We start from the raw sequence: 21332 nt of genomic DNA, 5'->3' as shown, positions 1-21332 counted from the left end.
GCTTTCACTCATTTCTTGTTATAAATGGCATATCGCATGGTAGTACTACATATTGATCCGCATTTATGTTGTTCATACCTGTATAGATGCCAGCTAAAGGTCCATCCCCAGAAAACCTCTTATCATCTGTAGTTAAGAAAAAATTCTTTGGAAATAAAGGCATTAACTCTTCTCTCGTAATGATAATCACATCATCACACACTTTATCTTATGTTGCATAAGCCCATTCATAAAAATACTGATCATTCCATGTTGCGAATGCTTTCGGAGAACCAAATCTTCTGGACCTTCCCGCTTCAAGTAAAATTCCACCTGTTTTCATTAGCCGCCACTAACTGGTGGAATCAATGCAATTATGTCTCTCTCTTGAATAATATCATCTATTGATGCATATTCCTCATTGATGGCTACCTGGATTATTCCATCAGCTAATCCTTCATATTTACGTTGAAGTTCCTCTAATAATTGTTTCACTGTTTTTCCTGAAAACACAAACTCTTCTTTTTCTATTCCTGTCTTTTCCTTCAAACCTGCAAAATACAAAACCGTAATCATTTTACCTCTCCTTCCAATACCGGTTTCTGTTTTTGGTCACCTATCCATTCCTGACCATTCTCCCAAATTTCTTTCTTCCATATTGGTACAATTTCTTTTATACGCTCAATCGCATATTCATTGGCCACATATGCGACCTTTCGATGAGGAGATGAAACGGCGATAACAACTGCAATATCTGATATTTCTAATTTCCCAATTCGATGAGCTATAGCAACTTTTGTGTTTGGCCATTGTTCTTCTATTTCTTTCCCAATTTGAGCAAGTTTTTTTTCGGCCATTGGGATATACGCCTCGTAGGCCAAGTAAATAGTTCTTACTCCCTTCGTCCATTCCCGTACATGTCCTGTAAATACTGTTACTGCTCCAGCAGATGCATGTAGCACAGCCTTTCTATAAACCTGTGGATCTATTTCGGTTTCAACAATTTCAAATAGTTTCAAGTGAATCTCCACCTATCCAATCTAATAACCATTCGTTTAATTGAAAAGTATTTTCAATCTGTAACACTAAATAATTATCTATTTTAAAATTCCCGTGTGTGATCACACAAACGATATTCGTTAGATGCTGAAGTGTATCCCATTCACTAAGCTCTTTTATAATAACTACTTTGTCGTAGTCTTCCTGTTTGAAGCCCTCAATAAAAATTATTTCTGGATTACTAATCGCTGCTAAATGTACAAATTGATTTAGCGTCCATTTTTTCTTTTGCTGATGTATTTGAACCGTTTGATTATCAACTGCAATCGAGCAAGTGGCACCAGAATGAAAAAACTTCATACTATCTGTCTCATCGTTTGGGAGGTCAAGACCAGTGGCATGCCCATGGTGCTTGATAACCGCAACCTCCCTTTCCAGTGAAACGAGTTATTTAACCCAACGGTCGATTAACGTTGTCTTCCTACTATTTTAAACCCTACAACTTGTAAAATACTCACAGATTCCATGACGGCACACCGTTTTCAGTACCTAGTAAAAGAACATCAACTAGGTCACCTGCTACAAAGTTTCGTGATCCACCTGGTAGTACCATTAATGCATTTCCTCTAGCTATTGAAGACACTGCATTAGATTTGTTAAAACCAGCAGGAGTAATAATTACTTCATGCCCATCAAAAAAATACACACTTCGAACAAATCGAGTGAACGGATTCGGTTTTAAAAAGTCTTCTGTCAATTTAGCCTTCATATGTGGAATATATGGCGAACTGTTTAACATCATATACTCTATCGCTGGTCGAGCAAATAATTCATATCCTGTAAAACAAGCGGAAGGGTTACCTGAAAGACCAAACAGTAATTTACCATCAACAAATGCTGCAGTTGTCACACTTCCTGGACGCATTGCTACTTTGTTAAATAATACTTCTGCCTGTAGTCTACGATAAATTTCTGGTAAATGGTCGAAATCACCTACAGAGACCCCACCTGTAGTTATAACACAGTCAGTTTCTTCCAACGCAGTTTTCACTAGTTGATAACAGCTTTCTAAATCATCCGAAAGAATTCCATAATATCGTGATTCAATACCTCGTCTTTTCAACTGAGCTTCAATCATCGGTCCATTGCTATTTCGAATTTTCCCTGGTTCTAGTTCATCTTCTACGTTTAAAAGTTCAGTCCCTGTGCAAAGAATACCAACAACAGGTTTTTTTCTCACTTGCACTTTTGCATATCCAAACGTCGCCAAAAGTGCAATAGTACCTGGATGTATAAAAGTTCCATGAGGGATCAACATTTCGCCTTTTTTCGAGTCTTCCCCTTGTAAAGAAACGTTTTCCAAAGGTTTAAATGGCTTGCGAATAGTAAAGGATTCTTCGCTTTCCATTGTTTGCTCAAGCATAACAACTGCATCTGCACCTTTTGGAATAGGAGCACCAGTCATAATCCTTACTGCCTCTTGCTTACCTAAAGTATGATTAGAAACTTGTCCAGCCCCTATATAATCTTTTACTTGAAAGCGAATACGATTATTTCCACTCGCACCGATAGAATCTTCGGATCGAATCGCAAATCCATCATACGGCGAATTATTAAATGATGGCACATCATGCTTTGCAATAATCGGTTCTGCCAAAATATAACCATAGCTATCAGATAGAGCGATTTCTACTATAGGCAAGGCACTAGTTCTTTCCATTACCCTTTGTATAGCATCCTTTACAGATATTGGTTTTCTGATTTCTACCATTTTTAACAACTCCTTCTACTACACATGCTATAATTTGTTTATCCCGGTTTAACTGAGCTAACCATTTGAAAGGATGTTAATAATGTCAGAACTCACACACTTCAATGAACAAGGTCGAGCAAAAATGGTAGATATCTCGGATAAAAATGAAACTACTAGAGCTGCTATTGCCGCTTCCTCCATAACTGTAAATGAATCTATTAAGAGCCAAATCACTGAAGGAACCAATAAAAAAGGAGATGTATTTGCTGTAGCTCAAGTAGCAGGTATCATGGCTGCAAAAAATACTTCTTCTTTAATACCAATGTGCCATCCTATTTTCTTATCAGGCATTAACATTACTTTTGAATGGTCTGTTAAAGAAGCATACGTTATCAATATTCGCTCAGAAGTAAAAACAGTAGGTTCCACCGGTGTTGAAATGGAGGCTCTAGTAGCCGCTTCCGTAGCAGCTCTAACTATTTACGACATGTGTAAAGCTTCTGGAAAAGATATGATAATTGGTTCTACCATGTTGTTATCTAAAACTGGTGGAAAAAATGGCGATTATCAACGAGAAACTATTTAATAGTTTCTTGTTTTTATTTCGTTAATTCGAATACAATATGTTCTAGCTCAGGAAGTATTAGCTTTGTCATTGCTAATTTAATAGCTCCGACCGATCCTGGAAGAACAAATATAGCTTTATCATTCACTACTCCAGCAACTGCACGACTAAGCATTGCCTTAGTTCCAACATCCTCTGTATAACTTAAAAAACGAAATAACTCTCCAAAACCACTAATTTCTTTAGTAAAGCTTGGAAGTATAGCTTCAATCGTACAGTCTCTTTTTGCAATACCTGTTCCACCAGTTGTAATAATGACGTCTATTTTATTATTGCTTGTCCATGTTTTAAGTATAGTCTGAATTTCACTTATTTCATCTTTACTTATTAACTTCTCCATTACATTGACAGATGCCTGCTCCAATAATTGAGATATTAATAATCCACCTTTGTCGGTTTCTTCTGTTCTCGTATCACTTACCGTTAAAATGCCGGCACGTATTGTGCGATTTAAAGCAAATTGAGTTGACAACTAATCAGCCCCTCTTATTTATCCAAAAATTTCTGTATATAATCTTCTGCCAAGGTTTAAATCTTTAATACCATGTATTAATAATCTACCATCTTCAAACAAAAGCATTCTATATTGTTCTCGTTGAAACTCTACAAAGTAAGGAGTTCTTCTCATGAATGCTTTTAAATTTTTTGTTAATTTTTCCGCATCATTTAACGTAACTTTCCTGCCTGGACTTGGTAAAACCTGTACGGCATCTCTTCCACATAATACTGCATATTGAGATTGTTGATCTCTATCTAGTGATGGAAAAGTCGCATGCTCACCACATGTTTCACATTTTTCTTTTTTCAGTCTTGAAATACCAATATCTAAAAATGTATTATTCCAACAGTCAAAGTGATGAACCTTGTAACGAATGGCTTTATCGTTACCCGTTAAAAGTTTGAGAGCTTCTGCACATTGTGTGGCAGCTGTAATTTGAACCGCTGGGGAGATTATTCCAACAGTATCACATGTTTCATTTACAGTAGGTAAAACTGGAAGCAGACATCTAAAACAGGCCGTTTGCTTTGGTCTAAATGGAAAAATTACTCCCGAACTACCAACGCAACCACCGTATATCCATGGGATATTATGCTTATATGCAGCATCATTGATTAGTAGTCTTGTTTCAAAGTTATCGGTCGCATCCATAATTACATCAACTCTAGCTGCTAAATATTCTATTAGCAAATGATCTACATTTTGTAAATAAGTATGCAAAACGACACTGGAGTTTATCGATTTTAATCTTTTCTCAGCCGCAACTACTTTCGGAAGCATTTCTTCTGCATCTCGCTCTGTAAATAGTTGTTGTCTTTGAATATTAGATAACTCCACATAATCACGATCGGCTATATGGATGGTCCCAACACCCGCCCTTACCAATGTTTCTGCAATTGCAGAACCAAGTGCGCCACAGCCAATAATTGCTATAGTAGCATCGCCTAAACGTTTTTGACCAGCTGCTCCAATTTTTTTAAATAATAGTTGTCTTGAATATCGCGAATCCATTTAATCACTTCCTTTTAAAATAGGGGAAGGCCCCCTATCTTTACGATTGGTTGCCCTCATTGGTCCGGTGTGCAGTTATATCAGTAAAGGTTCCAACATATCTAACATCTTCCCCAGTTTCATCTTTAACTGCACTAATATTTAACCATTCCAAAAATACTTCTCCATTTTTTTGGTATTCCAAATCTCGCCTTGCCACATTCCATTTTCTTGAATACTTTTCCACATTTCATCGTAAAAAACTTTTTCCTGACGATTAGATTTTAAGATTCTTGGAGTTTGACCTATCGCTTCTTCCTCACTAAATCCTGTCAATTGTGTGAAAGATGGGTTAACTGTAACTATTGTGCCTGCAGTATTCGTTACCATAATTCCTTGACCAGTAGATTTAAAAACTTCATGAGCTAATTTTAATCTATCTTGATAATACATGAATACTACCAAAACTAGACTTGCCAATGAAACAGAGGATAATAGCATAAATCCAATTGAATACTGTCCTGTTAGAGAAAATATAGCAGCTAATAATAGTGGAGGAAAAAATCCACCTAATCCAACCATCATCGAAACGATACCATTAGCAATACCAGCTTGTTTATTGAAGTAGAATGGTACTAATTTAAATATTACACCATTTCCTATCCCCGCACTTATACCAATAACTATACATCCTATTGTATAAAGCATTATGGATGGGGAGAAAGCTAACATCATCGCTGCTATTGTATAGACAGAAAATACACCCATCAGAAGGAATAGCGGTTGGAATTTATCACCTAACCAACCCCCAACTGCTCTAAAAAACGTTGCTACTGCGATAAATCCTGCGGTTCTTAAACCTGCATCGACTTTATCTAATTCAAAGTTACTCACTAAGAAGATCGGTAGATAAACAGTGAAAGCTACAAATGATCCAAATGTGATGAAATAGAATAAAGAGAAAAACCATAGTTTATCCTTTTTCCAAACACCTTTGATCTGTTCAATAATTGATGTTTTTACTTTTACTTCCTGTTTATCTCCTAAGAAAATATTAATCACGATAAATACTAATAATAATATTAAATACAATTTTACTGTTAAAGACCAACCAATTTGAGTTACAATCACTGGAGTTGCAAATGTTGAAATCGCCGTACCAATATTACCTGCTCCGTATATCCCATTTACAAACCCATGCTTTTCTTTAGGATAATATTTTGGTAATGATGTAACACCTACAGAAAAAACTGCTCCCCCAACTCCTAGAAATAGTCCGCCGATCATTAAATCTATATAACTAGAAGCTTCACTGATATAGAAGACAGGGAACATTAATAATACAAAGCTAATGATAAACACATGGTCCTAAACACTACGGGAATTTCCCTAGGCATAGAAAAAGACTCAAGATTAACTCGAGTCTTTTAATAGAAGTATAGTAAGTTTGGTTGAATAGGTATAAAAATGGTTGTGCATCCGTTATAGGAACAAACTATTGGAACATGACTTATTTTTCTTTTCTTTGCACTGCAAATAACATGATAAATGAAATTAATACAATCGAAATAACCCATAGCCAAGCCATTTTCATGTTACCCGAATCAATTGCTATATAAATAGCAGTTGGAATCGTTTGTGTTTTACCTGGTATATTCCCCGCAAACATTAAAGTGGCTCCAAATTCTCCCAACGCTCTTGCGAAGCTTAATACACTTCCAGAAATAAGACTAGAAGAAGCTAAAGGAATAGAAATGGTACGGAAAACTTGCCATTCATTTGCACCATCTACTCTTGCCGCTTCTTCAATGGCTAGATTTACTCCTCTAAAACCTGCTTTCGCAGTCTGATACATAAGTGGAAATGCGACAACCGTTGATGCAATAACAGCTGCAGTCCAAGTAAAAATAATCGGTTGTTTAAATAACCATTCAATAGCCTGTCCAGCAAAGCTATTTTTACCAAAAATAATTATAAGAAAGAATCCAACCACTGTTGGTGGGAGAACCATTGGCAGCATTAGGATTGTTTCTAAAATAGTTTTTCCTTTAAAATTTTTCCTAGCCAAGAGCCGCCCTACTAGCGTTCCTACTATTATAACTAAAATTCCAGCGACAATAGCTATTTTGAAGGATAGCCATATAGGACTTAGAAACTGCTCTAAAGAAAAATCATTGAGTAATGAATCCATAATCCTCAAACACCTTTAATGCTGCATCACTTTGCAAAAAAGTATAAAACTCTTTTGTTTCTTCATAGTGTGCAGAATCTTTAATAATTCCTACTGGATAAATAATCGGGGTATGTGTAGCAGGATCAGCCGTTGCAACTATATTTACCCTGTCGGAGCTTATTCCATCTGTTTTATATACAATTCCTGCACTAACATTTCCAGTTTCCACATAGGATAACACTTGAGTTACGTCTTTTGCATAAACCACTTTTGGTTCTATATCTTTCCATATACCTAAACTTTCAAGTGATTCCAGTGCGTATTTTCCCGCTGGTACTGTTTCGGGAGTTCCAATTGAAATTTGATCGATATCTGCTTTTAGAAGATCTTCAAATTTTTGTATAAGAGATTTCCCTTCTTTTGGCACTACTAATACTAGTGAGTTTCCAAGAATATCCACTCCATCTTCTAGCGCGATATTCCCTTCTTCAACTAATAGGTCAAATTTATCTTCGGCAGCTGAGAAAAATAAATCGACTGGTGCACCTTGAGAAATTTGTTGTTGAAGAGAACCAGATCCTCCGAAGTTAAAATTCAACGTCACTTCCGGATGTTCTTCTCTATATGTATTTTGAATAACATCCATAGCATCCTTCAAACTAGCTGCGGCTGATATCGTTAATTCAATCTCTTCTTTAGTCTCTGATTGTTTTTCCGGTGTGTCAGAAGTTTGATCGCTGGTGCATGCGGCTAAAAATACAAGTAAAAGTAGTAGGATACTGATAAATTTATATTTTTTCAAAATATAGCCTCGTTTCTATAAATACATTAGTTATAACTAGATATACCTTAATATAACTAATTATAACTGTAAATGACTTTTATCACAGCTTTACTCTAAGAGATATAACGTACATAGGAAAGCTATTTTATAAAATCTATTTCCAAAAAGATCTATTAAAAGAGTAGGTTGATTTGTGACAAATTGTTATAGTGACACCTATCCTATTGTTAACTAAATCAGTTTCAACTCAATTGGATATCTACGCTAAAAATAATTTTTTGCGAAGGAATGTCCTTAAACAAAACTCTGCAGGATGTTTTGGACTGGATATAATAATTGAATTAAATTATACTTTGGAAAATAGATACATACATAAAGGAGTAGATTTATAATGGAAAAGGTATCATCATTTTTAATGTTTCAAGATGGCAATGCAGAAGAAGCAATGAATTTTTACACATCTCTTATTGAGGATTCTCAAATTACAAGCATTGCTCGTTACGGCGTTAATGAATCTGGAGATGAGGGAACTGTAATGCAAGCGACCTTTACATTAAAAGGGCAAGAATTTATGTGCATTGATAGTAATGTAAAACATCAGTTTTCCTTCACACCCTCGTTCTCAATATTTGTTACTTGTGATACAGAAGATGAACTGGACAATCTTTATCAGAAATTAGGTGAAGGTGGACAATTACTTATGCCTTTAGATGATTATGGTTTCAGTCAAAAGTTTGGTTGGTTAAATGACCGCTTCGGAGTTTCGTGGCAACTGAATCTACCTAAATAATTGAAAGCAATCATAAAACATAATTTCTTCTACTAACTAGCAAATAGAACCCTTTCTTCACTAAAGTGGTGCTTTAGAAAAGTAACGGACCGCAAAATATAATGAGCTTGGTGATACATTGCCCAGCTCATTTTTATATTTCTTAGAAATAACACTTGTATTCTTGCCAATTAGATTACGAAGTTCATTAACTTTAACTTATCTTCGGTTTGCCAAAGTCAACCAATACCTTTTACATAACCTTTCAATATAAACAGTAGCCACCATTCATCCTTTTGCTATTTATAAGTCATTTCACCAAATGCCATGCTATAATCAATTTAGAATTAATGGAGAATGATTAGATGAATAATAACTCGTCCTATAATAGAAGAAGTATCTCAATTACTGAAGGTTTCTAAGTTAACAGTTTATGATTTAGTAAAAAAAAATGAGCTTCCAGCTTACCGAGTTGGAAGGCAGATGAGAATTGAACAACGTGAACTTGAAAAATATAAATCGAATAATAAAATAGGATCTTCACATGAAAGTCACCAAGTATTTGTTCCAGCTAAAGCTGCTGAAACTAGCAAAGCAAAACAGGTCTTAATAAGTGGGCAGGATTTTGTTTTAGATCTATTAAGTAAGTATATTGAGAATCAGCTTGATAGAACTCCTCTGAGAGTATACAACGGAAGTTTAAATAGTCTTATTTCCATGTACAATGGTAACTGTGATATTGTGAGCATGCATTTATACGATGGTGAAACCGGAGAATATAATTTACCCTACGCTAAGCGTATTTTAGTTAGTGAACCGTTTATAATGATTAATCTAGTTTCTAGAAAGGCAGGATTTTATGTAGCAAAAGGAAATCCGCAAAACATTTGTACATGGAATGATTTATCTAACCCAAGTATTACGATTATTAATCGCGAAAAAGGTTCTGGAGCTAGAGTATTACTAGATGAACAATTAAGATTACATGGCATCTATGCTGAACAGCTAAAAGGTTATGAAACTGAATTGACTAGCCACTACACAGTAGCTTCCGCAATTGCAAACGGGCAAGCTGATGTTGGAATCGTTATCGAGAGCGCTGCTAAGATGATCAATGTAGATTTTGTCCCTCTTATGACAGAACAGTACGACTTAGTCATTCTAAAAACAAAAGAAAACTTGGAACTAATAGATGTCATAAAAGAAGCAGTTACCTCTTCCGAATTTCTTTCTCAACTTGAACAATTAAATGGTTACGAGCTATCCCTAACAGGAGAAATCAAATATAATTCTTAATTTACGTATTCAGCCTATTTCAGTATCGAAACATGAATGTGCGTTGAAACAGAGATCAGAACTTTTATATACTTTCCTTTAAAAAATCGCTACTTTTCATCAATGTAAATTGAATAAAGTAGCGATTTTTCTATTTAAATTGCTTTTCTTACATTTTCAAATAATATATTATTCTCTAAATGGATATGTTCAAATGTATCTTTTTCGAGCTGCTCAAGGCGTTGGTATACCAATCTAAATGTCCCACAAGCACTTTCTGGAGGTGTGAAATTATTAGTTATCTCTCGAAGCTCTTTTAGAAGATTACCAGCATTTTCATGTTCCTCTTCTAATTCTTCTACATGCGGTTTCAATAGTTTGGCATGCTCTTCCGGTGGATTTATTATTAATTGATTTATTAATGGAAATACAACATTATCTTCATCGTCAGTATGATCAACTAATTCGCGTTTTAAAACGGTGAAAATTTCTTTAACTCTAATTAGGTGCGGATGATTTTCGCCATGCACTTTAGATACTTTAGTGATGTATGGTGTTAAAGAAGGTAATTCTTCACGTAAATAAGCATGATGCTTCGTTTGAATATGTTCTATCAGTGTTTTCTCATCTAAAGAAGATGGTAGCGTTTGTTGATATTCTGTTTGTTTTGATTGGATACTTTTCACTTTTTCTAGAACCTCATCTGGATCTAACTTCTTATCTATCGCAGCTGTTCTCAGAGATACTTTTCCTTCACAACAAAAATCTATACGAAGTTGTCTAAACAAATCACCAGTTTGTGGCACTTCTTTTACAATTTCTGAAACATTTGTTTCTATGGATAACTGACTCATATCACTTCATCCCTTTCTTAGTTGGCTACAAACTAATTGTAAATCGTTAAATAAAAATAAATATTAGGGAGTTCCCTCTTCAACTATAATTTTCTCTATCATTTTTACATTTGTATGACATAAGATTTTATAAGGTCAAAAGAACATGCTATGATATGTATGGTGATATAATGATAAAAAGATTGTTAGTAACAGGTTATAAAGCACATGAATTAGGTATATTTAATGATACTCATGAAGGAATTCCTATCATTAAAAAAGCATTAGAAGACCAGCTACGTATTTTATTGGACGAAGGATTAGAGTGGGTTATATTAGGTGGCCAGCAAGGTGTAGAAACTTGGACTGCTGAACTAATTTTAGATTTTAAAATTGAGTACCCACATGTAAAGTTTGCAATTATTACCCCATTTTTAGAGCAAGAAAAAAATTGGAATGAACAAAAGAAAGAAAAGTATGAGCGACTATTAATGCAAGCTGATTATCATACAAGTGTGACTAAAAAACCGTATGAAGCTCCCTGGCAGTTTATCGAGAGAAATAAATTCGTTGTTCGCAATTCGGATGGTATGATAATCGTTTATGACGAAGAAAATGAAGGTTCCCCTAAGTTCATCAAAAAGTTAGCGGAGCAATATGCTGAAAAAAATGATTATCGAATAATCGTTATAGATGCATACGACCTTCAAGTAATGGCAGAAGAAATAGCACAAGAAGAGAGGAATCAATTTCTATGATTACAAATAAACTCACTAAAAAAATAGAACAAACAACAGACAATGAATTGGCGTTAACGACAGAGGAAAAAGATTTTGCAGAAAAAAATCAATTACTTCCTGAAGGTTTAAATATCGTCGGGCAAAACTTATTTAGCGAGGCAATTATTGAACGTTATAACAAAGAAACGGATGAACTAATATCTAAAGAATCAATAGCATTTTTACAATCACCAATATCCTATTTTAAAGAAAACATTCAAGAGTATACTTATTTAGAAACGCCTATTTTTGACGTTGTAAGTGTTGATGCAATTGCAGTTGAATACGATGAGGTCTTCGAGGTTTACACCGCGATGTTTGGACTATTCATACAAAAAAAATATACAGCAGAAATAAGAGCTTTTCTAGATGAGCATTATAATTCAGAAAAGATGCAGTATAGTATGATGTTTGCTGCTAATGAAGGTTTATGGGAGATAAACTTACCTATCAATTATTTAAATGGATTCAATGATTCCTCTTCGATTGAAGAATTGTATCAATTCTTATATTCCCTAATCTTTAAGTTAGTAGCGATTATTAAATAAATTCAAATCGACAAACAATCCCAAGAGAAACACTTAATTGGGATTGTTTTTATTTAATTTGCATATTTTGCATTATTTTGCTCAATCTATAAAGGATGTTTCATCACATTTTTTAAGGAGGAAAAATTGGAATGACACAAAACCCATTTGGACAAGGTCAAGGACAAACTCATCAAAATATGCAAGCAGGTAATATCGCACAAAATATGAATCATGGTGGTCATGAACTTTTTGACGTGCATGAAGTTCTATCGACTGTTGTATCTGGATTAAATTTAAAAACTCTTTTACGTCCACATGTGAAAGACCAAGAACTGCTAAATATTTTAGATCGCCAATACACCTTCGCATTAGACGAATATAATATTACCGTAGAATGCTTTAAAACAGGTACAGATCCATCACATCCGACTACCAGCTATAAAATGCAAACTGGAAACGATTTTATTTATGGTATAAAACCATCACAGCCAAAAAAACCAATCCAATCTGCCAACGAACTTTCGGACGAAATCATTTCAGGTTATCTTCTTGGCGCTGCAAAAGCCTCCGCTACTATTAAAACTACCGCTGCATTAGAAACAACTAATCCAGTTGTTCGCCGAGTGCTAGCTGATTCAATTCCAAACTGTATCGAAATGGCTTATGAGCTTTCCATTTATCAAAACAAACATCATTATTATCAAGTTCCACAGCTGGATCAACAAAGTATGCAAGCACTATTGAACTCTTTTGCCCCTGCCCAAGGAAAAATGATGAGCTAAATATTCTCTCGTCCCATTCTTTTGGGACGAGTTATTTATTTATTTATTTATTTATTTATTCAATTGTTTCTTTTGGTTAATAACGTATAATATCTTTTTTAGTTATTAACAAGGAAAAGGGTGGAATTTATGCGAGTAGCTATTTTTGATTTTGATGGAACTATCTATGCTGAAGAAACATTTACGATACTAATGAAACATCTAAAAAAACATCCTAGCCACCAATCCTCATACAATCGCTTTTATCGTGCAATTGTACCACCGTACATAGCAAACAAACTTAAACTATATCCAGCTAGTAAAATGAAAAAACGATCCATGCAATTGTATTTAGAGGCATTTGAAGGTCGTACGAAACATGAAATGGATACATATTTTAATGAGATTAAAGCAATCATGCAACAAGATTTTAACAAAAAGGTGTTAGAAAGACTTAAGCTTCATCAGCAAGAGAATATTCATATCCTACTTGTATCTGGTGCTTATACACAATTGTTCGAGCGAGTGACAGATGGAATTGTATTCAATCAGATAATTGGGACAGATATATTCTATAAGGACGATAAAGTTTATACCAAGGATGTAATCACCCATGTAAACGGGGAACAAAAAACATTGAAGGTACAAGAAGCTTTGGTTGGTCATCAGATAGACTGGAAGAATAGTTATGCATATGGAGATAGTTTTTCAGACTTGCCTGTTTTAAAGTTAGTGGGAAACCCCGTTGCAGTAAGACCTGAAGAGAAGCTTCGAAAATTGGCTAGTGAGCATGGATGGGAGATTCTAGACTAAGCTGTTTGCCCAATCGATCGATTGTTATGCATTAGAGCTATTCTCACATATATTCTTGTGATTCTTTGATGTATTCTAACGATTCTCAAACTTATTCTAATGATTCTTTGATTTATTCCTGTGATTCTCCCACACATTCCGGCGATTCTCACAATCATTCTACCGATTTAACAATTCTGCACAGTTGCCAACGATAAAATAATGACCTAGGCTACATTGAGACTAGGTCATTTCCATTAAGTTAGACGTACATTCACATTTTTAGTTTGCAGATAAGATTTAATCTCTCCTATTGTATAATCTCCGTAGTGAATCATTGATGCGACAAGAGCAGCATCGGCTTTCCCCTCTGAGAAGACTTCTTCAATATGTTCGATTTTACCAGCTCCACCTGAAGCGATTATAGGGATATTTACTTTTTCAGATAATAGCTTAATCAGCGCTACATCATAGCCATTTTTCATGCCGTCTTTGTGAATACTTGTACAAATTATTTCTCCGGCACCTAGGTCAGCAGCTTGCTGTGCCCACTCAACAACATCCAATCCTGTTTTCTCATGACCTGAATGCGTATAAACTTCCCATCTAATAATTTCTTCGTCATCATTATAAATCGGCATAGCGTCTAGTCCTAAAACGACACATTGTTTGCCGTATATATCCGCCGCTTCTTTAAGCAATTCTGGACGCCTTACTGCAGCAGAGTTAACGCCTACTTTGTCTGCTCCAGCACGTAGTAAATTTTTGAAATCTTCAACTGTACGAACTCCTCCGATTACGGAAAATGGAATATTTACCTGTTCGGCAACACGTTGTATCCATTCTAGTTTTAAATCTTGGTTTTTCAAGGATGCCGTAGTGTCAAGATAGATTAATTCATCTGCACCATCTTCGGTATATTTTTTACCAAGCTCGGCGGGATCACCTATAATAGTGGGATTTCTAAATTGAACATACTTAACTGCTTGATCATTTAGCACGTCAATGGCTGGCACAATTCGTTTTCTTAGCATATTATTTATCTCCTTGCTTACAATAGTTATCTAAAAGTTGAATACCATACTTGCCACTTTTTTCAGGGTGAAATTGTACGCCCATTACTTGTGAATTACCAATAACCGAAGCAAAATTTAGACCATAATTTGTTTCACCTAAAATATCTTCCTGATTCTCAGGTTTTGCAAAAAAGGAATGAACAAAGTAAAAGTCTGTTTCATCTGGAATATTTTCAAATAGAAAATGATTTTGAACATCTCTCACTTGGTTCCAACCCATATGTGGAACTTTTTCCGATTCATCGGTAAATTCAGGTACTGTTCCTTTTAATAAACCTAGACAAGGCACATTCCCTTCTTCGCTAGTTTCCAATAAAAGCTGCATACCTAGGCAAATACCCAATAATGGCATCCCTTTCGAAACTTCTGCTTTTAAATAATCACTCAAGCCAGTACTATTCAAAACATCCATAGTAACTTTTGCGTTTCCAACCCCTGGTAGGATTAGCTTAGTAATCTCTTCTGTATGATCACATGCACTCGTAATAAGTTTTGTTTCATACCCAAGCTGTTTAATCGCTTTTAACACACTATGTAAATTCCCAGCACCATAATCTATAATTCCAATCATGTATTAGCCTCCATATTCATTATGTAACTATTATGACATCTATTGACGAAAAATAAAACAAAAACTTTAGTACACTAGCACAGTAAAACCAGTCATGATAATATGACTGGTTTTTTACTAATATATTCATTTGCTCGTTTTGCCACTTCTTGCCCTTCTTTAATGGCCCAAACGATTAAGCTTTGACCTCTTCTAGCATCACCAGCTGTAAAGACTCCCTCGATGTTTGTAAGATAATCTTTTGAAGAGGCAGCGATTTTTTTATTTGTAACCCTAACACCAAATTGGTCTGCTAACGTAGTTTCGGGTCCTTCAAATCCAATAGCTATAAATACAAATTGGGCAGGCCATACTTTCTCCGTACCTAGAACTTCTTTAAAAAAGTAAAATCCATCCTCTCCAAGAACCTTTTCCATTTGGATCGTATGCAGTTCTTTTAAATTACCATCAGCATCCGAAATGATCTTCTTCGTTTGTATTAAATATTCTCTGGGATCTTTCCCATACTTTGCATCTGCTTCTTCATATGCATACTCTAATTTAAAAATAGTCGGGTCAGTCGGCCATTGATTGTCTTCTGCCCGATTTAATGGTAGCTGAGGATGTTTACCAAATTGGACTACACTCCGACATTTTTGACGAATGGCAGTTGCCACACAGTCAGCTCCGGTATCTCCACCACCTATGACGATTACATCTTTACCTTTTGTATTGATAAATTGACCATCCTTGAAATTGGAATCTAACAAACTTTTTGTAGTAGTTGTAAGATAATCCATGGCAAGATGTATCCCTTTAGATTCACTGCCCTCCATATGAAGAACACGTTGTTTCTGTGCCCCAATACATAAAATGACTGCATCGTACTGTTCCTTCAACTGCTCTGCTGAAATATCGACTCCAACTTCTGTATTTAGGACAAAATCAATACCTTCCTCCTGGAGTAATTGAATTCGACGTTCGACAATATCTTTTTCTAACTTCATATTCGGAATCCCGTACATGAGAAGTCCACCTGCTCGGTCAGATCGTTCGAAAACTGTAACAGAATGCCCTGACTGATTGAGGTCATCTGCACTTGCAAGACCAGCAGGACCTGAGCCAATAATAGCTATCTTCTTACCCGTTCTAGATAATGGAATTCTTGGTACTATCCAGCCATTCTCAAAGCCTTTATCGATAATAGTACGCTCAATATTTTTAATGGAGACTGCTGGATCTGAAATAGCTAAAGTACATGATCCTTCACAAGGTGCAGGACAAACTCTTCCAGTAAACTCTGGAAAATTATTAGTCATAAGTAAACGTTCAAGTGCTTCTTCCCATTTTCCTTTGTAAACTAGGTCATTCCATTCTGGAATCAAGTTATTAATAGGACAACCCGAAGTCGCTCCTCTAACTTCGATTCCCATATGACAAAATGGAGTTCCACAATCCATACATCTTGCTCCTTGTTTTTGTAGAGACTCATCCGATAATTTAGAAGAATATTCCTTCCAGTTATTAATACGTTTGAGAGGGGCCACCTCTTTAACTTTTTCCCGACTATATTCCATAAATCCTGTTGGTTTTCCCATTCGTTTCTCCCCTCTCCTTACTTTTTTGCCAGAACTTTCGTTTCCTTATCCTTCTCATTTGAAGTTGCCAAAAATGCTTGCATTGCAGCTGCATCATCTGTTAAGCCTTGAACTTTAAACGACTGGATTTTATCCACCATTTTCTTATAATCATTCGGCACAGCTTTCACAAATCCGCCAGATGCCTCATTCCAGTTATCCAATAAGTTCATTGCTTTTGTACTCTTCGTATAATAATAATGATCCATTATTAATTGACGTACAGAATGTAGCTCATCCGCAGTTTGAATTTGTTCGAATCCAATCATTTCTGTATTACATTTTTCTTTAAACCCGCTCACGTCTTCCACAAGTACATATGCAATTCCGCCGGACATTCCTGCCCCGAAATTTTTTCCTACATCCCCTAAAATAACTGCGCGACCACCTGTCATGTATTCACAACCATGATCACCAATACCTTCCACAACAACATCTACCCCACTATTTCGAACTGCAAAGCGCTCCCCAGCACGTCCATTTATAAATGCAGTCCCACTTGTTGCCCCGTATAGCGCAACATTCCCAGCGATAACATTTTGTTCAGCTTTACCTTGAATCGGAGCTGTAACTATTAACTTCCCACCAGATAATCCTTTGCCAAAATAGTCGTTTACATCGCCTGTAATATACATTGTCATTCCTTTTGGTATAAATGCACCAAAGCTTTGACCAGCTGCTCCTGTAAATCTTAAGACGATAGAGTCATCCACTAGCCCTCTTGCTCCATATTTTTTAGAGATTTCACTTCCAATTACAGTTCCTACTACACGTTCTCTATTAGTAATAGGGAAATACAGTTCTGCCTTCGACTGATTTTCTATTACTTTTTTCAATTTCGGTAGTAAAACCTTCACATCAAATGATTCATCAATTTTATGATCCTGCTGTGTGCCCCAAGTCCTCGATCCTTCTGGTTGGTACAATAGGGCATCAAGATTAAGCTGTTTTGCTTTCCAATGGGATTTAGCCCGTTGGCTAACCTGTAATACATCTGTCCGACCAACCATTTCTTCTACTGTTCTAAATCCTAATAACGCCATGTATTCTCGAACTTCTTCCGCTACAAATTTCATGAAGTTAACTACATAATCTGCAGTTCCTGAAAATTTGTCACGTAGCTCTGGATTTTGAGTGGCAATTCCAACTGGACAAGTATCTAAATGACATGCTCGCATCATGATACAACCCATGACAATCAGTGGAGCTGTTGCAAATCCAAATTCCTCAGCACCAAGCAATGCTGCCATTACTACATCTTTACCTGTCATTAACTTTCCATCGGTTTCTAGCACTACACGATCGCGTAAACCATTTAACATTAACGTTTGATGTGCTTCAGCAAGTCCTAGCTCCCATGGCAGACCTGTATGTTTGATACTCGTTTTAGGAGATGCACCAGTTCCACCGTCGTAACCACTAATTACAATTACATCTGCTGCTCCTTTAGCTACTCCAGCTGCAATTGTACCAACTCCCGATTTTGCAACGAGTTTAACACTGATCCTAGCTGCTCTATTGGCATTTTTTAAATCATGAATTAGCTGAGCCATATCTTCAATGGAATAAATATCATGATGCGGCGGTGGAGAGATTAAGCCCACTCCCGTTGTAGAACCCCGAACATCAGCCACCCAAGGATATACTTTGTTTCCAGGTAATTGTCCGCCTTCCCCAGGTTTTGCACCTTGTGCCATTTTGATCTGTAATTCATTGGCCTGAACGAGGTAATGGCTTTTAACTCCAAAACGACCAGATGCAATCTGTTTGATAGCACTTCGGCGATTGTCTCCATTAGCATCTAGTTCATAACGGCTCGGATGCTCCCCGCCTTCTCCGCTATTGCTTTTCCCACCGATTCGGTTCATCGCAATAGCCAATGTTTCGTGTGCTTCCTGACTTAAAGATCCATATGACATAGCACCTGTTTTAAAGCGTTTAACTATATTATCAACAGATTCAACTTCTTCAAGAGGAATTCTTTTAATTCCTTTATCAAAAGTGAGTAGATTTCTTAAAAATCCAATACGTTCCTCATTGGCCATCTCTGCATATTGTCTATATAATCCATAGTCCCCTCTTCTAGTAGCCCATTGCAGCGTATGAATCGTTTTAGGGTTAAATGCATGATGTTCTCCAGTGCTTCTCCACTGAAAATCACTGCCTGATTCTAAAGAGTCTCCTGACGAAATTACAGCTTGTTCATGCCTATTACTAGCTTCCCTCGCAATTGTTGCTAAATCGATTCCACCAAGTTGGGAAACTGTACCAGTAAAATAACGCTCCATTACATCTTTACTAATACCTACAGCTTCAAAAATTTGTGCGCCACGATAACTTTGGACAGTGGAAATCCCCATTTTGGACATGACCTTTACTACACCATCTGCAATCCCTTTGCTATATTTAGCAATTGCTTCTGAATAACTACTAGTTATGTGCCCATCCTGTATAGCTTCTCCAATCGTGGCATAAGCAAGGTAAGGATTGATAGCATCTACACCAAATCCAATAATTGCAGCAAACTGATGTACCTCTCTTACTTCACCAGATTCAACAAGAATACTTACTTTCGTACGATTACCATTTCGCAGTAAATGCTGATGTACATGACTTGCTGCCAATAATACGGGAATTGTTTTTTGCTTCACTGAAATATCTCTATCCGAAAGTATAAAGAGGGAGGTTCCTTGTTCTATAAACTTATCAATTTTTTTTGATAGATTTTCTAAATCGATTTCTAAATCTTCTGACATTTTTAATGACAGTATCACAGTAGTAAATGATGTTATATTATTCTCTTTTAAATGTGCTAATTGACCATTTGTTAAGATAGGTGTATCTAAGAATATCCGTTTTGCATTAGAAGCATTCGGATGTAGTAAATCTCCTTCTGCTCCAAGCAATGTCATTGTTGAAGTTACAATATGTTCCCTTATCGAATCAATCGGAGGATTTGTAACCTGAGCAAATAGCTGTTTAAAATAATTGAATAACGACTGTGGACGGTCAGATAATACAGCCAAAGGTGTATCATTTCCCATAGACCCGATTGGATCCTTGCCGTCCATTGCTATCGGAATCATATACTTGTGCACATCTTCAAACGTATAACCAAATGCTTTTTGACGGAAGATCAAATCATCAAGCTGTTCTACTTTTTCTTCCGTTACGGGAAACTTATACATATTTTCTTTTAGCCATTGTTGATAAGGCTGAGCATTTGCCATTTCTGTTTTTATTTCCTCGTCTGAAATTAGTCTTCCTTTTTCCAGATCAACTAATAGCATTCTTCCAGGGCTCAGACGCTCTTTGTATAAAATATTTTCTTCTTCTATGTCCACTACTCCAACTTCCGAGGAGAAAACAATATAGTCGTCTTTAGTAACAATATAACGCGCAGGACGCAATCCATTTCGATCTAAAATAGCACCAATTTGTTTGCCGTTTGTAAAAGAAATAGCGGTTGGACCATCCCAGGGCTCCATTAAACTGCTATGATAAGCATAGAAAGCTTTCTTTTCTTCCGAAATATGCGGATTCTCTGTCCATGGCTCAGGGATAAGCATCATAGCGGTATGGGCAGGAGTTCTGCCAGCTAACACGAATAATTCAAATGCATTGTCGAGCATAGAAGAATCACTACCATTTGTATCAATAATTGGTAGTAACTTTGATAGGTCTTCACCAAAAGCTTTTGAAACAAATTGTTTTTCTCGAGCCTTCATCCAGTTGATATTGCCACGTAATGTGTTGATCTCACCATTGTGAACAATATATCGGTTGGGATGTGCTCGCTCCCAGCTTGGAAATGTATTTGTACTATAACGGGAATGTACAAGTGAAAATGCAGAAGTGAATAATTCGTCCTGTAAATCGACATAAAACAAATCTACCTCTTCTGGAGTTAACAGTCCTTTGTATACAATTGTTTGACTGGAAAGACTTGCACAATAAAATTTAAGACTTTGACGTTCAGCCCAGTGCTCAGCTTGTTTGCGTATAATATATAATTTACGTTCAAAAGCTAATGATTCCATTTCAACATTTGATTGAATAAAAACTTGACGAACGAAGGGAACCGTTCCCTTTGCTTTATCGCTTAATCGGCTTGCATCGATCGGCACAGTTCTCCATCCTATAAGAACTTGCCCCTCGGCAGTTATCAAATCATTTATTTTTTGTTCGATTAGTTTACGTTCATTAGAGTCGTTTGTGAAAAATAACATACCGACTCCGTATTTACCTTTTTCGGGTAAATTCCATTCATTGCATACAACCCGAAAAAAGATATCAGGTATTTGAACCATTAATCCAGCTCCGTCACCTGTTTTACCATCGCCTCCTCTTCCTGCGCGATGCTGCAGGCGACATAACATCTCAAGTCCATTTTTTACGATATCATGTGTTGCATTACCTTTTATATGTGCGTATAAACCTATCCCACATGCGTCATGTTCAAAAGACGGGTCATACATACCTTGTGCTTGGGGTAGTTGGTGAAATGTCATGTTAATACCTCCTTTTA

General features: G+C 36.2%; 20 protein-coding genes and 2 pseudogenes. 7 read left to right on the top strand and 15 right to left on the bottom strand.

The window, feature by feature from the left end; translation table 11 throughout:
- Positions 1-4: 4 nt before the first annotated feature.
- The 5 genes from ACN6MX_RS07510 to glp all read right to left on the bottom strand — a co-directional run bounded on the left by ACN6MX_RS07510 (position 5) and on the right by glp (position 2749).
- Positions 5-190, bottom strand: coding sequence for an NTP transferase domain-containing protein (locus tag ACN6MX_RS07510; protein WP_419962003.1), 186 nt, complete (start codon positions 188-190; stop codon positions 5-7).
- Positions 191-321: 131 nt separating this feature from the next.
- A complete protein-coding gene (moaD, locus tag ACN6MX_RS07505) occupies positions 322-555 on the bottom strand; it encodes a molybdopterin converting factor subunit 1 (RefSeq protein ID WP_419962002.1) in 234 nt (77 codons plus the stop codon).
- Complete coding sequence (locus ACN6MX_RS07500) at positions 552-998, bottom strand: molybdenum cofactor biosynthesis protein MoaE (RefSeq protein WP_419962001.1); 447 nt, start codon at positions 996-998, stop codon at positions 552-554. Before ACN6MX_RS07500 ends, moaD begins: the two co-directional genes overlap by 4 nt.
- On the bottom strand, positions 985-1416 hold the full coding sequence (locus tag ACN6MX_RS07495) for a molybdopterin-guanine dinucleotide biosynthesis protein B (protein ID WP_419962576.1): 432 nt from the start codon (positions 1414-1416) through the stop codon (positions 985-987). The genes ACN6MX_RS07500 and ACN6MX_RS07495 overlap by 14 nt, the downstream gene beginning before the upstream one ends.
- Positions 1417-1492: 76 nt before the next feature.
- Positions 1493-2749 (bottom strand): gephyrin-like molybdotransferase Glp, encoded by a 1257-nt coding sequence (glp, locus tag ACN6MX_RS07490; RefSeq protein ID WP_419962000.1) that lies wholly within the window; start codon positions 2747-2749, stop codon positions 1493-1495.
- A gap of 82 nt (positions 2750-2831) precedes the next feature.
- On the opposite strand from glp, the gene moaC reads away from it, so the two are divergent.
- Positions 2832-3317: a cyclic pyranopterin monophosphate synthase MoaC gene (gene moaC, locus ACN6MX_RS07485; RefSeq protein WP_419961999.1), complete on the top strand. Its 486-nt coding sequence runs from the start codon at positions 2832-2834 to the stop codon at positions 3315-3317.
- Positions 3318-3330: 13 nt separating this feature from the next.
- Here the strand turns inward: moaC and ACN6MX_RS07480 are convergent, their stop codons facing one another.
- The 5 genes and pseudogenes from ACN6MX_RS07480 to modA form a co-directional block, all read right to left on the bottom strand.
- Entirely contained in the window at positions 3331-3828 is a 498-nt protein-coding gene (locus ACN6MX_RS07480; protein WP_419961998.1) for a MogA/MoaB family molybdenum cofactor biosynthesis protein, read from the bottom strand.
- 18 nt (positions 3829-3846) lie between these two features.
- Positions 3847-4866, bottom strand: a complete 1020-nt coding sequence (locus tag ACN6MX_RS07475; RefSeq protein WP_419961997.1) for a ThiF family adenylyltransferase — start codon at positions 4864-4866, stop codon at positions 3847-3849.
- Between the two features lie 40 nt (positions 4867-4906).
- Positions 4907-6207 (bottom strand): annotated as a pseudogene (locus ACN6MX_RS07470) (MFS transporter); the annotation flags it as partial.
- 148 nt (positions 6208-6355) lie between these two features.
- Positions 6356-7036, bottom strand: a complete 681-nt coding sequence (gene modB, locus ACN6MX_RS07465) for a molybdate ABC transporter permease subunit (RefSeq protein WP_419961996.1) — start codon at positions 7034-7036, stop codon at positions 6356-6358.
- Positions 7017-7823, bottom strand: a complete 807-nt coding sequence (gene modA / locus ACN6MX_RS07460) for a molybdate ABC transporter substrate-binding protein (RefSeq protein ID WP_419962575.1) — start codon at positions 7821-7823, stop codon at positions 7017-7019. Before modA ends, modB begins: the two co-directional genes overlap by 20 nt.
- A gap of 370 nt (positions 7824-8193) precedes the next feature.
- Between modA and ACN6MX_RS07455 the strand changes: the two genes are divergently transcribed.
- Both ACN6MX_RS07455 and ACN6MX_RS07450 read left to right on the top strand, forming a co-directional pair.
- Complete coding sequence (locus ACN6MX_RS07455; RefSeq protein WP_419961995.1) at positions 8194-8592, top strand: VOC family protein; 399 nt, start codon at positions 8194-8196, stop codon at positions 8590-8592.
- Between the two features lie 344 nt (positions 8593-8936).
- Positions 8937-9867, top strand: a pseudogene (locus tag ACN6MX_RS07450) (substrate-binding domain-containing protein).
- Between the two features lie 134 nt (positions 9868-10001).
- Here the strand turns inward: ACN6MX_RS07450 and ric are convergent.
- Entirely contained in the window at positions 10002-10700 is a 699-nt protein-coding gene (gene ric / locus ACN6MX_RS07445) for an iron-sulfur cluster repair di-iron protein (protein ID WP_419961994.1), read from the bottom strand.
- Positions 10701-10870: 170 nt separating this feature from the next.
- Between ric and ACN6MX_RS07440 the strand changes: the two genes are divergently transcribed.
- The 4 genes from ACN6MX_RS07440 to ACN6MX_RS07425 all read left to right on the top strand — a co-directional run bounded on the left by ACN6MX_RS07440 (position 10871) and on the right by ACN6MX_RS07425 (position 13562).
- Positions 10871-11437 (top strand): SLOG family protein, encoded by a 567-nt coding sequence (locus ACN6MX_RS07440; protein ID WP_419961993.1) that lies wholly within the window; start codon positions 10871-10873, stop codon positions 11435-11437.
- Positions 11434-12006, top strand: a complete 573-nt coding sequence (locus ACN6MX_RS07435) for a branched-chain amino acid aminotransferase (RefSeq protein WP_419961992.1) — start codon at positions 11434-11436, stop codon at positions 12004-12006. The genes ACN6MX_RS07440 and ACN6MX_RS07435 overlap by 4 nt, the downstream gene beginning before the upstream one ends.
- A 131-nt stretch (positions 12007-12137) precedes the next feature.
- Positions 12138-12770, top strand: a complete 633-nt coding sequence (locus tag ACN6MX_RS07430; protein WP_419961991.1) for a spore coat protein — start codon at positions 12138-12140, stop codon at positions 12768-12770.
- Between the two features lie 129 nt (positions 12771-12899).
- A complete protein-coding gene (locus tag ACN6MX_RS07425; protein WP_419961990.1) occupies positions 12900-13562 on the top strand; it encodes an HAD family hydrolase in 663 nt (220 codons plus the stop codon).
- A 236-nt stretch (positions 13563-13798) separates the two neighbouring features.
- On the opposite strand, the gene hisF is transcribed toward ACN6MX_RS07425, so the two are convergent.
- The 4 genes from hisF to gltB form a co-directional block, all read right to left on the bottom strand.
- Positions 13799-14575, bottom strand: a complete 777-nt coding sequence (gene hisF, locus ACN6MX_RS07420; protein ID WP_419961989.1) for an imidazole glycerol phosphate synthase subunit HisF — start codon at positions 14573-14575, stop codon at positions 13799-13801.
- A gap of 1 nt (position 14576) precedes the next feature.
- Entirely contained in the window at positions 14577-15188 is a 612-nt protein-coding gene (hisH, locus tag ACN6MX_RS07415; protein ID WP_419961988.1) for an imidazole glycerol phosphate synthase subunit HisH, read from the bottom strand.
- 92 nt (positions 15189-15280) lie between these two features.
- Positions 15281-16765, bottom strand: a complete 1485-nt coding sequence (gene gltD / locus ACN6MX_RS07410; protein ID WP_419961987.1) for a glutamate synthase small subunit — start codon at positions 16763-16765, stop codon at positions 15281-15283.
- A gap of 17 nt (positions 16766-16782) precedes the next feature.
- Complete coding sequence (gene gltB, locus ACN6MX_RS07405; RefSeq protein ID WP_419961986.1) at positions 16783-21315, bottom strand: glutamate synthase large subunit; 4533 nt, start codon at positions 21313-21315, stop codon at positions 16783-16785.
- Positions 21316-21332: the final 17 nt, after the last annotated feature.

This window comes from Psychrobacillus sp. BM2 (assembly GCF_048572895.1).
Classification (GTDB): domain Bacteria; phylum Bacillota; class Bacilli; order Bacillales_A; family Planococcaceae; genus Psychrobacillus.
Note: the sequence above shows the minus strand (reverse complement) of the source record. Positions and strands in the feature narration are given on the sequence as shown.